10 protein-coding genes and 1 rRNA gene are annotated in these 10,529 nt (G+C 58.9%); 2 read left to right on the top strand and 9 right to left on the bottom strand.

Features of this window, described 5'->3' with window-relative positions; genetic code table 11:
- The 9 genes from NQ018_RS11095 to NQ018_RS11055 all read right to left on the bottom strand — a co-directional run.
- Positions 1–115, bottom strand: a 16S ribosomal RNA gene (locus NQ018_RS11095); the annotation flags it as partial.
- A 453-nt stretch (positions 116–568) separates the two neighbouring features.
- Positions 569–1,501 carry a hypothetical protein gene (locus NQ018_RS11090; RefSeq protein WP_257060993.1) on the bottom strand — a complete coding sequence of 311 codons (933 nt, stop codon included), beginning with the start codon at positions 1,499–1,501 and terminating at the stop codon, positions 569–571.
- Between the two features lie 4 nt (positions 1,502–1,505).
- The gene (locus NQ018_RS11085) at positions 1,506–2,261 is read right to left on the bottom strand and encodes an iron ABC transporter ATP-binding protein (protein WP_257060991.1); all 756 of its coding nucleotides are present in this window, start codon (positions 2,259–2,261) and stop codon (positions 1,506–1,508) included.
- Positions 2,258–3,334, bottom strand: a complete 1,077-nt coding sequence (locus tag NQ018_RS11080) for an iron chelate uptake ABC transporter family permease subunit (RefSeq protein WP_257060988.1) — start codon at positions 3,332–3,334, stop codon at positions 2,258–2,260. The genes NQ018_RS11085 and NQ018_RS11080 overlap by 4 nt, the downstream gene beginning before the upstream one ends.
- Positions 3,327–4,388 (bottom strand): ABC transporter permease, encoded by a 1,062-nt coding sequence (locus NQ018_RS11075; RefSeq protein ID WP_257060987.1) that lies wholly within the window; start codon positions 4,386–4,388, stop codon positions 3,327–3,329. The genes NQ018_RS11080 and NQ018_RS11075 overlap by 8 nt, the downstream gene beginning before the upstream one ends.
- Positions 4,389–4,546: 158 nt before the next feature.
- Entirely contained in the window at positions 4,547–5,563 is a 1,017-nt protein-coding gene (locus NQ018_RS11070; protein ID WP_257060986.1) for a siderophore ABC transporter substrate-binding protein, read from the bottom strand.
- Between the two features lie 262 nt (positions 5,564–5,825).
- Positions 5,826–7,106 carry a magnesium transporter gene (gene mgtE, locus NQ018_RS11065; protein ID WP_373566950.1) on the bottom strand — a complete coding sequence of 427 codons (1,281 nt, stop codon included), beginning with the start codon at positions 7,104–7,106 and terminating at the stop codon, positions 5,826–5,828.
- A gap of 83 nt (positions 7,107–7,189) precedes the next feature.
- On the bottom strand, positions 7,190–7,936 hold the full coding sequence (locus tag NQ018_RS11060; RefSeq protein ID WP_257060984.1) for a trimeric intracellular cation channel family protein: 747 nt from the start codon (positions 7,934–7,936) through the stop codon (positions 7,190–7,192).
- A gap of 82 nt (positions 7,937–8,018) precedes the next feature.
- A complete protein-coding gene (locus NQ018_RS11055; RefSeq protein WP_257060983.1) occupies positions 8,019–8,363 on the bottom strand; it encodes a DUF2200 domain-containing protein in 345 nt (114 codons plus the stop codon).
- A 71-nt stretch (positions 8,364–8,434) separates the two neighbouring features.
- Here NQ018_RS11055 and NQ018_RS11050 point away from each other — a divergent pair, with 71 nt between their 5' ends.
- Together NQ018_RS11050 and NQ018_RS11045 are read left to right on the top strand one after the other, a co-directional pair.
- A complete protein-coding gene (locus NQ018_RS11050) occupies positions 8,435–9,751 on the top strand; it encodes an MFS transporter (protein ID WP_257060981.1) in 1,317 nt (438 codons plus the stop codon).
- A 126-nt stretch (positions 9,752–9,877) separates the two neighbouring features.
- A complete protein-coding gene (locus NQ018_RS11045) occupies positions 9,878–10,441 on the top strand; it encodes an NADPH-dependent FMN reductase (protein ID WP_257060980.1) in 564 nt (187 codons plus the stop codon).
- Positions 10,442–10,529 lie beyond the last annotated feature (88 nt).

Genomic DNA, 10,529 nt, shown 5'->3' with positions numbered 1-10,529 from the left:
CTCACCCGTTCGCCACTCGAGTACCCAAAGCAAGCTTTAGGCCTTTCCGTTCGACTTGCATGTGTTAAGCACGCCGCCAGCGTTCGTCCTGAGCCAGGATCAAACTCTCCACAAAAAACAAGAAAAACTTGTTCAAACATTGTTGGAAAGCCCAACAACTGGCAAAAATAAAAGCATGTGAGGCTCCGACGAGGAACAACCCCACACACAAAAAACAGTTTCAAGCTATAAGTATTTTCACAAGCAAGCCACACTTGCCCGGCCAACACCACAACACAAAACCAAAAAAACAAATAGTACAAAAACAAAAATATTTTAAGTACATTGGCACACTATTGAGTTCTCAAACAACCACCACACACCCCACACTGGCCAGCATTGGCCGGTGAAAAGGCGGTAAGAAGAAACATTAACACGGCCTCGCGCTGAGCGCAAGTACTGAATCAAGATTTCCTGTTGGTTGCCGCCTCTGCATCTGCCTGAGCTTCTGCTTCTCTGCCGGTCAATAACCGGCCGCGGCGACTCGACCTAAGCTACACACAACCAACCAACAACACAAATTCGCTGGTTAAACCGCACTTTTGCGCATCATTTGCAACATGCAAATCACGAGCAACTCCCATACCGTCTGGCACACCACAACCGCCGGGGTCATTGGGCCCGGTGCAACGCTCATGGCAATGGGCAGCACAACCAGGGAGTTGCGGGTCATGGCGCACATGGCAACTGCGCGGCGCTCTGCCAAAGCGAGACCACTCCAGGCCCCCACTGCCCCACCAAGCAGGTAGGCGGCAACCGCGAAAACTACATAGAACACCGCTAGCGGCAGCAAATCATCAGATTGTGCGATCGCGCCTCCATAGCCCGCAGCGATACTACCGAGCACAAGCCACATGGCGGGGTCCATGGCTTTCTGCGCTGCCACCAACCATTGAGGATTCACCCTGCGGACTACCCACACCACACATAGGGGAAGCACCAGAAACACCAGCGCAGCGTGAAGGATGGGCCAAAGCCCCACTGGGTTGAGCTGCGATTCCCATTCCGCGCCAACAAGCAAACCGAAAACGCTCAGCCACAATGGCACAGCCACCACTTGTCCCAGCAACAGCAAAGGGGTGGCGCGCAGGAGCTGGTGATAGGCCGCGCCGGCCAGCTTGCTAAAGGGCACTACGTAGTCGATACAAGGTGCTAAGAGTACAAGGAGTGCGGGCAAAAGCACGGCGGTTGGCAAATCCACGATCCCCTGCCCTACAACAAGCAGCACCGCAAGCAGCATAGGAACTCCCAGGAAATTTGCCGCCGTGAGCGCGCCAAGGAACCTGGAAAACCCTGGGCGCGGGTGCGCGTCGGCAGGCAATGCTGCAAAGGTGAGCACCATGAGGAGGAACAATGCAGGGACCACCACCCCATGCAGCGCTGAGGCCCCCACCATCGGTAATACCTGCGCTAGCAGTAACCCAATGGCTACAGCGGAGAGGTAACCGAGGGCTTGCTTCATGGGCCTAGTGGTAGCACGCGATGGGGCCGGTGGGGCCTTCAATCACCTTAATGTCCGTGTTGAAAATGGGGCTGAGGATTTCGTCGCGCATGATTTCGGCAGGGGTGCCGAACTCCACTACCTTGCCGTCTTTGACCGCGCAGATGTAGTTGGCGTAGCGGGCGGCGAAGTTGATGTCATGGAGCACCACAATGATGGTGCGACCGAACTCCTTCGCGGCCTGCTCGAGGTGGCGCATCATTTCCACGGAGTGGGAGATGTCTAGGTTGTTGAGGGGCTCGTCCAGGAGCACGTAGTCCGTTTCTTGGCACAGCACCATCGCCACATAGGCGCGCTGTCGCTGCCCGCCGGAGAGCTGATCAAGGTAGCGGTTTTCCAGTTCGCGTAGGTCAAGGAAGTCAATATACTTCGAAATGATTTCCTCATCGGCGCTCGTTAGGCGCCCCTTTGAATAAGGGAAGCGGCCAAAGCCCACCAGTTGGCGCACCGTGAGACGCGTAATGAAGTGGTTTTCCTGGCGGAGGATGGAGAGCACCTTGGCTAGGTCTTTGCTCTTGGTGCTGCTGACGTCAAAGCCCGCTACGCTGATCGCACCTTCATCAAGGTCCAGCAGGCGGCCGATGAGGGTGAGCAACGTGGACTTGCCTGCGCCATTGGGACCGACCAGCGCCGTGATTCCACCACTGGGGATTTCCAGTGAAACCGGCCCAATGTGCACTTCATCGTTGTAGTTCTTGGCAACGTCTTGGAGCTTGATCACAGTCGGCCCTTTCGCAGGATCACAATAAGGAATACGGTGCCACCAACCAGCTCGATGATGATGCTCACCACGCCCTGGGCGTGGAACACATGGTTCATTACAAAGTAGCTGGCGGTGAGCACAAAGAAGCCAATAGCAAAGGCCATTGGGAAGATGAAGCGGTGGTCATAGGTGTTCGCCGCTTGGTAGGCCAGGGTGGCAACCAGGAAGCCCAGGAATGTCATAGGGCCAACAAGGGCGGTGGAGGTAGCCATCAAAATAGACACCATCACCAGGATAAATACGGAAATTCTCTTGTGATTGAGGCCCAAGTTCGCGGTAGCTTCGCGCCCCAGCGAGAGCACGTTGAGCGCGCGGGAGGCCAGGATGATCGCGCCGCCGGCCAGCACGATCAGCGGGATTGCAATTGGGTAGTATTCCGCATCCGCGTTGTTCACGGAGCCAAACAGGCGTGCCGTGAGCACGTCAAACTCACTTGGTGTGAGCAGGCGCTGCATGAACGTGGAGATGGACCCCAAGCCGCCACCGATCACGATGCCCACCAACAACATGGCGTGCATGTTCGCGGTTCTACTAGTAAGTAGCCAGGAGTACAGCACAAGCGAAAGTCCCACCATCAGCAGAAGCTGCACCACAAACATTTCCAACGTCCGGGCGTTTGTGAGCCCCACCGCGCCGAAGAAGAAGATGGTAGAAGTGTGAATCACGCGGTACAACGCCTCAAAACCCATGATCGAGGGCGTGATAATCCGATTGTTCGTTACCGTTTGAAACGCCACTGTGGCTATGGCCTGGCAGAACGCCACAATCACCATTGCTACCACTGCATTCATGCGGCGCTCCGCAATCAGCCAGAACTGCCTGGTGCCAAAGGGCATGGGGTTGCCGTACGCCAAAAGGCCGAACGCACAAAGCAGGCCAATTGCGATCATCGCACTCAGCATCAAGTAGTAACGGCGATACTGAACTGCGGACTGGAAGGCGCCGGAACGACGCGCACCGGGCGCTTCGCTGGGCGGCGTCGGCACGCGGGTATCCGCTGCAGGAGAAGAGGGGGAGGCGAGTTTAGCCATTGCGGGTTTGCCTCACAATCAAAACTACGAACACCACTGCACCTACGATGCCCAGGATCACTGACACCGGGATCTCGAAGGGGGCATTAATGGTGCGGGCCAGCAGATCACAAATGGTGACCAGAGCAATGCCTGTGAGGCACACCCACGGGAGGTTGGAACGCAGGTCATCACCGCGGATGATGGAGACGAGGTTTGGCACGATCAGGCCCAGGAATGGGAGGTTGCCCACCACAACTGTGACCACGCCCGTTGCCACCGCAATCAGGCTGGTGCCGATGATCACCATCCGCTGGTAGTTCACACCAATGCTGGTTGCCACCTCTTCACCGAGGCCGGTGGCGGTGAGCCTGTCCGCGAAGATAAACACCGCGATTACCACGGCGAGCACCACCCAAAGCACCTCGTACTGGCCTTTGTACACACTCGTGAAGCTGCCCTGAAACCAGATTCCAAGAGACTGCAGCATGTTGGTTTGCAGCGCGAAGAAGGTAGAGACTGCGCTGACCACGGCACCGAGCATGATGCCGATAATGGGGACCACCAGTGAAGTGCGCAGGGAAACGCGGCGGAGGAAGAGGAAGAACACCATCGTTCCCATGAAGGCGAACAGCACCGCTGCCACCATGCGGTCCAGCACGCTAGCTGCCGGGAACACCACCATGCACAGCAAAAGGCCCAAGCCCGCCCACTCCGTAGTACCGGTGGTAGTGGGTTCTACAAAGCGGTTTTGGGTGATGAGCTGCATCACCAGGCCAGACATCGCCATCGCCGCACCCGCAAGCACCAAGGCGATGGTGCGCGGAACGCGGGTGATGCCGAACATGTTGAGGCCATCTTCTGCCTGGAAGATGTCATACTGCCCCACCAGCAACGAGGCCGCGAGCAGCGCAATCACCGCGATTGTAGCTGCGATCAGCTTGAAGTCCCAGAGCTTGGGGCGGGTCACTGCGTGCGGCGCGGCGGCACCATGCGCGGCGACATCCGCCGTTGCCGCCGCCGATATTGGTGCCTGGGCTTGTGCCGAAGCCGGTGATGGAGGTGGTGGGGTCATGTGGTGACCTTTGTTCGGTGTGTTATGGGTGTTGTGGCTTTCACGCCGAAAAGGGATCGCGGTGCCAAGGCGCACTTTCTGGGCGCGGTGGAGGCACTGGGCGATCCCCTTCTCACAGGGCAAATCCCACAAGACGAATGCGGGCTGTGTGAGCGGTGTTAGCTATTTGCCTGCTCGAAAGCGTCGGCGATCTGGTTGAAGATCTCCGTGTAGGTCACGATGGACTCGTTGGTGTAGGTGTCTGCTGGAGCAAGCACCACGCGGTTGTCCTGAACTGCAGCAACGTTCTGCAGAGCTGGGGAGGCTGCGATCACGTCCAGAGCTGGGGTGTAGCCTTCCTCGGTTGCGGCAGAGGTTGCGCCGTCGCGGTCCAGAACGAAGATCCAGTTAGGGTTAGAGCCGGCGATTGCCTCCACGGAGATGTCGTCACCCTCGTGGTTAGAGGATGCACCCTCCACCTCCAGAGCTGGGGTGAGGTTAAGGATGTCAAACACTGGGCCAAAGGTGCGGCCCACGGTTGGGGCGATGTAACCGACCTCGCCGCCGGAGACGTTCACGGCCATCACGGTGTCTGTGCCGTTGTATGCCTCCTGGGCGCGGGCGATTGCGGCGTCGAGGGCGTCGGCCATTTCCTTAGCCTCAGCCTCCTTGCCAAAGATCTTGCCCAGCTCGGTGACCTGGCGCTTGAGCTCGTCTACCAGTGGCTCGCCTTCGCGTGGCTCAAGGTCGATGATTGGCACATCGGGATTGAGGGTCTTCATGTCTTCGTAGTACTGGGAGAAGCGCTGGCCAGAGATGATGAGGTCTGGCTCGGCGGCAACCAGTGCCTCCAGGTTTGGCTCACGGTGGGTGCCCAGATCAACGATTTCCTCGTTGCTCTTGATGCCCTGAACAGTTGCAGGGACCAGAGTCTTTGGAGCGGCCACCACGTTCACACCCCAGGCGTCCAGGATTTCAAAGGTGCGGTTGTCCGTTGCGGCAACGCGCTGAACTGGGGTGGTGATCTCCACGGTGCCAAAGTTGTCTTCCACCGTCACGGTGGAGGTTGCCTCGGAGGATGCGGAAGCAGCCGCAGTCTCAGCGGTTTGAGAGCTGTTATCGGCGCTGCTGCAGCCCACAAGTGCCAGGCCAGCAGCGATAGCTACAGCGGAGATCTTGATCAAAGGTGAAGCCATTGCGAGTATTATCTCTTCCTCATTCGGATGCACCGCCACACTTCGGTTACGGCACACAGTGCTTTTGGAAGCCACCCCAAGAAGTTAGGGCAGCTATACCTACGCAAGGCAACTTACCCAGCCAGACCTAAGTTAGGCAAGCATAATCAACAATTTTCACAAGATTTTTGTGGCGAAAATGGAAAACCCCACGCCACAGCCCCCATAAATAGCCTCTCCCCCACCCCACCCCCGTCCTAGCAAACCTGCTCATGCAATCCCATTAGTGCAATCCCAGAACCGCGGTAGCAATGCTGAAGTACAGAACCAGGCCGGTGGCGTCGCAGAAGGTGGAGATAAATGGGTTAGAGAACACCGCTGGATCAGCACCAATTTTCTTTGCGATGATCGGCATCAGCCCACCCACGCACGCAGCCATGGTGCACACCGCCAGCAGCGTCAGACCCATCACCACCCCGATTCCCATGCCGTACACGAGCCCAGCAATGACAAAGCCGACGCCGCCAAGCACCGCACCGAGGGTGGCACCGACGCGGAGTTCGCGCCAGATCACTTGCGGGAGATCGCGCACACGCACTTCACCCACGGCAAGCGCGCGGGTAACGGTGGTTGCGGCCTGATTGCCGGTGTTGCCGCCGGTGCCGGTGAGGAGTGGGATAAACAGGGCGAGGACCACCACTTGGTCCAGCTTGTCCTCGAAAATCTCCAACACCTGCACGGTGAGGATGGCGGAAACGGCGAGCACGATGAGCCACACGATGCGCGACTTCACGATGTGCAGGATGGATGAGGAAAGGTATGCCGCAGCCAACGGCTCGGCGCCGCCGGAGCGCACGGCGTCTTCGGTGTCTTCCATTTCCACGATGTCCACGGCGTCGTCGTGAGTGAGGATGCCCACCAAACGGTGTTCCTCGTCCACGATCGGCATCGCAATGAGGCGTTCGTCGAGAAAACGTCTGGCTGTGGCTTCGCGCGGGTCCGTGGCTTTCGCATAGATTGCTTTGCCTGAAACTTCGCGCACTAAGGCCTGCGGGTGGGCCCCCATGAGCGCCCGGAGACTTACCGCCCCGCACAGTTTGCGCTGCCCCTCCACCACCGGCAGGAGGTAGATGGTTTCAAGGCCATCGAGCTGAGCGCGCACCACGTCTAATGCCTGTTCAACGGTGGAATCCGCTGGGATGCCCACCACTTCCGGTGACATGTAGCGCCCGATCGCATCTTTGGGGTAGCCAAGCACCGTGGCCGTCATGTCCCGTTCGGCGGGGCTCAGACCCACCATCACGCGGTCCACAACTTTCGCGGGGAGCTCGTCAAAGAGTTCCGCGCGGTCATCCGGGTCCAGGTCTTCCACCACCTGGAACACTTCACTGGACTGCAGCAGCCCGATGAGGCGTGCCTGACTTCCGGGCTGTAGGTCCTCGAACACGTCCAAAGCGCGGTCTTTGCTCAGGGAGCGGTAGAGCAACGCGGCCTGCTCCCCAGGCAAGGAGTTGATGAGGTAGGTAATCGCGCCGATGTCCAGGGCGTTGGCCACAAAGCCCATTTCCGCCAGTTCGTCTTCACTCCCCCCTGCGCCCTGGCCAAGGCTCTTGAGGTATTGCTCAAGTTGGGTGAGGTGTTGATCGCTCATTGGGTGCGTTCCTTTTGTGGTTCCTGTTGCTCGCCTACTTCCCTGCGGGACTGCGGCGCCGATGCGCGTCGGATCCGCACTTTACTGGGGATGTATTCCCGTTTGAGGATGGTCCATTCTGCGTCTTGGTATAGCCGCCACCCTTTCCAATAGGCGAGGATGGCCATCGCCGAAGCCAACGCTGAGGAAACAATCATGCCGATGGCGTTGAGTTCGAAGTGGTGAAACACCACCATTGAGGCAGCACCTAGAACCGCAGGCACTGCATACAAGTGATTGCCACCAAAAATAGAGGGCACTTGACCGGAGGCGATGTCTCGGATCATGCCCCCTCCAACCGCTGTGAGGACACCGAGGAAGATCGCGCTGGCTGGTGGCATGCTGTAGGCCAATGCCTTCACTGAACCCGTGACGGCCCAGACGCCAAGTACAACGGCGTCGGCATGAACTTTGACCAATTCCCACTGCTTGCCACGGAGGTTAATCAGCAACGCGATGGCCGCGCCCGCCAGGGCCAACAGGAGGTAGTTGGGGTTTTGGATTGCGGCGGCGGTGCCGCGCTGCATAAGCATGTCACGCACCATGCCGCCACCGAGGCCGGAAAACAATGCCAAGAAGAAAAAGCCCACAAAATCAAAGTTGCGTTGACGCGCAATTGTACCGCCGATCATGGCGTTCAGGAGCACACCAATGAGGTCAAGGATTTGGTAGAGATTCCAAATCTGTGGGTCCACTTGAAGCATGGATTTCAAGATAGCAGCGCGCTGCCCAACTCACAGAGCTCAAGCAGGTCCAGTGCAGATTCGGGGCGCGCACCTCGTGCAGCTATCCGCGCAGGATTTTCTCCATGGCCTTGCCCTTGGCGAGCTCGTCGATGAGTTTGTCCAGCATCCTCACCTTCCGCATGGTGGGATCGGGTACTTCCTGGACTTTCACTCCGCACACTGAGCCGCCGATGAGCGCTGCGGAAGGATGCAACGTGGCGGCGTCGAAAAGCTCCTGAAAGCTGCTGCCCGCGGTGATGTGCTGCTCAAGATCCTGCTCGCTGAAACCGGTGAGCCAGCGGATGATTTCCCGGACTTCGGCCTCCGTGCGGCCTTTGCGCTGGGCTTTTTGCACGTACAGCGGATAGACATCCGCGAACGGCACGGCTAGGATCTTGTGGGTCATGCTGCCACGATAACCGTCACATCGGCGTTGGGGCAGCAATTTTTTGTGTGTTCTTTACGAAGCGAGTGTTTATGCGCACCTCCCCAACAACAGCATGGCTGTACCTTGCCTCCGCTGGCCTTTCCATGTTTGGCAACTCCGTGGCGGGCATTGTCTGGCCATGGCTCGTCCTGGAGCGAACCGGAAATCCGCAGGCAGCGGCGATTGTTGCGGCGGCCATCGCCATCCCCTCACTGATTTTTGCCTACTACGGCGGCAACCTCATCGACTCCCTGGGGCGCAAACCCATGTCCGTGGCCTCAGACATCATTTCGGGATCCTCCGTGGTGGGTGTGATCATGGTTGATCAGATCACCGAGCTGAATCTCACTTGGTTCATCATCCTCGGCATCGTGGGCGCGCTCGGTGACATCCCCGGCATGTCCGCGCGCGCAGCCCTCATCGGCGATGTTGCCAAAGCCTCCGGCCGCACCATTGCCCAGCTCAGCGGCATCAACCAGGCGATCATGGGCATCAGTTTCCTCGCCGGGCCTGCGCTAGCCGGCTTCCTCCTCGCGGCACTCGACATCACCCAGGTTCTCTGGATCACCGCCGGCTGCTCACTCGCTGCCGCCGCGCTCACGGCGATGTTGCGCCTGCACTCACACAGCAGCGAAGGTGTTGAAGGAACGCGTTCCGGAGGCTCGCTTTCCGACGGCACCGCGCCGGCGGATGCCGCGCTTGATTCCGCTGCCGTGGCTGGTTCCGGTGCTGTGACCACTCCTGCTGGGGCGCCAGGAGTGGATTCCCCAAGCCTGGATGGGTTTGCGGGCTGGAAGAAGGCGCTGAGTTTCCCCGTGATGCGGCTGCTCGCGCTGGACTCCCTGCTCGCAATGATGCTGGTGGTGCCATACCTTTCCGTACTCATGCCGGCACATTTCCAGCAGGCGGGCGCGCCACATTTGCTGGGTATGGCGATGTCTGGCTACGCGGTGGGAATGATGATCGCAGGTATCGCAGCCACCCGGTTGGTGAAGCACGAGCGCCTTACCTGGATTGTGGGCATGACCTTCTACATTCTGGGTTTCGGGTTCATGGGGTGGCTAGAAAACTCCATCGCGGTGATCGCTGGCATGGTAGTTGCCGGCCTTGGTGGCGGCGTACTCAACCCGCTGCAGACGGTGCTCGTGACCGAAACGGTGCCGGAGGAAATCCGTGGCCGGGCGTTTTCCATCTTTATGGCAATCAGCCAAGTTGCGGGCCCGATCGGGTTGGCTGCAACGTCGTTGTTCTTGGGCTTCAGCAGTATCTACCAGATTGCCGTTGCGCTCGCAGTGTTGTGGTTCTTCGCCGCGGTATTCCTTATTGTTTGGGGTCTGCGTGTACTGCCGGCAAAGAGCGCTGCTTAAGGGGCCGGCGGCGCCCTTGGGAGCCCAGGCGGATGGGGATGGCGTGTGGTGCAAGCGTTCTGTCTGGGTACAATCCCAGCAGTTCTGCAGTTGATTACACACACTATTTGGAGAGAAAGAACAACTATGGCACGCGTTGCAATTGTGTTGGGTTCCACCCGCCCCGGCCGTATCAGCCCCACCGTGGGCGCTTGGGTTCAGCAGGTCCTGCAGGCAGACGCCCAGCAGGGCGCAGTGGAGTACGAGATCCTGGACCTCGCCGAGTTCAACCTTCCGCTGTTCGATGAGCCAAACTCACCAAAGTCCGGCAAGGGTTACGAATTTGAGCACACCAAGAAGTGGTCTGCTGCGGTGGCCGGCTTCGACGGCTTCATCTTCCTAGTACCTGAATACAACGGTTCGCTTCCAGCGGTACTCAAGAACGCTCTGGACTTCCTGTTCCACGAGTGGCAGGAAAAGCCAGCGAGTTACGTTGCCTATGGTTGGAGCAAGGCGGCTTCCTCCGCCGAGCACTTCCGCACCGTAGTCACCAGCCTGGGCCTGAAGCTCATCGACGAGCACGTGGCACTCCAGTTGCGCCCAGAGGTCTACGACGCCGAAGGCAACGTCGCTGACCCATCTGAGGCGTTTGCATCCGACGCCACCGACGTCCGCGCAATCGGTGCTTCCTTGGAAAAGGCCCTGGTTTAAAGGACACAAGGGAGTTGCTTGCCGGCTAGGGGCGAGCCGGCAAGGGGGGTCAACAAAGGGGGCTCGGGGTTTGGGGCGAGAGCCAGGG

The organism is Corynebacterium kozikiae, assembly GCF_024580965.1.
Classification (GTDB): domain Bacteria; phylum Actinomycetota; class Actinomycetes; order Mycobacteriales; family Mycobacteriaceae; genus Corynebacterium; species Corynebacterium kozikiae.
This window is presented reverse-complemented; position numbering and strand designations above follow the sequence as displayed.

What these genes read in the sequence shown, in the direction of transcription:
- NQ018_RS11090 (WP_257060993.1), bottom strand. Translation starts at nt 1,501, where the DNA reads ATGAAGCAAGCCCTCGGTTACCTCTCCGCTGTAGCCATTGGGTTACTG.
- NQ018_RS11080 (WP_257060988.1), bottom strand. Translation starts at nt 3,334, where the DNA reads ATGGCTAAACTCGCCTCCCCCTCTTCTCCTGCAGCGGATACCCGCGTG.
- NQ018_RS11075 (WP_257060987.1), bottom strand. Translation starts at nt 4,388, where the DNA reads ATGACCCCACCACCTCCATCACCGGCTTCGGCACAAGCCCAGGCACCA.
- NQ018_RS11070 (WP_257060986.1), bottom strand. Translation starts at nt 5,563, where the DNA reads ATGGCTTCACCTTTGATCAAGATCTCCGCTGTAGCTATCGCTGCTGGC.
- mgtE (WP_373566950.1), bottom strand. Translation starts at nt 7,106, where the DNA reads ATGGGCTTTGTGGCCAACGCCCTGGACATCGGCGCGATTACCTACCTC.
- NQ018_RS11060 (WP_257060984.1), bottom strand. Translation starts at nt 7,936, where the DNA reads ATGCTTCAAGTGGACCCACAGATTTGGAATCTCTACCAAATCCTTGAC.
- NQ018_RS11055 (WP_257060983.1), bottom strand. Translation starts at nt 8,363, where the DNA reads ATGACCCACAAGATCCTAGCCGTGCCGTTCGCGGATGTCTATCCGCTG.
- NQ018_RS11050 (WP_257060981.1), top strand. Translation starts at nt 8,435, where the DNA reads ATGCGCACCTCCCCAACAACAGCATGGCTGTACCTTGCCTCCGCTGGC.
- NQ018_RS11045 (WP_257060980.1), top strand. Translation starts at nt 9,878, where the DNA reads ATGGCACGCGTTGCAATTGTGTTGGGTTCCACCCGCCCCGGCCGTATC.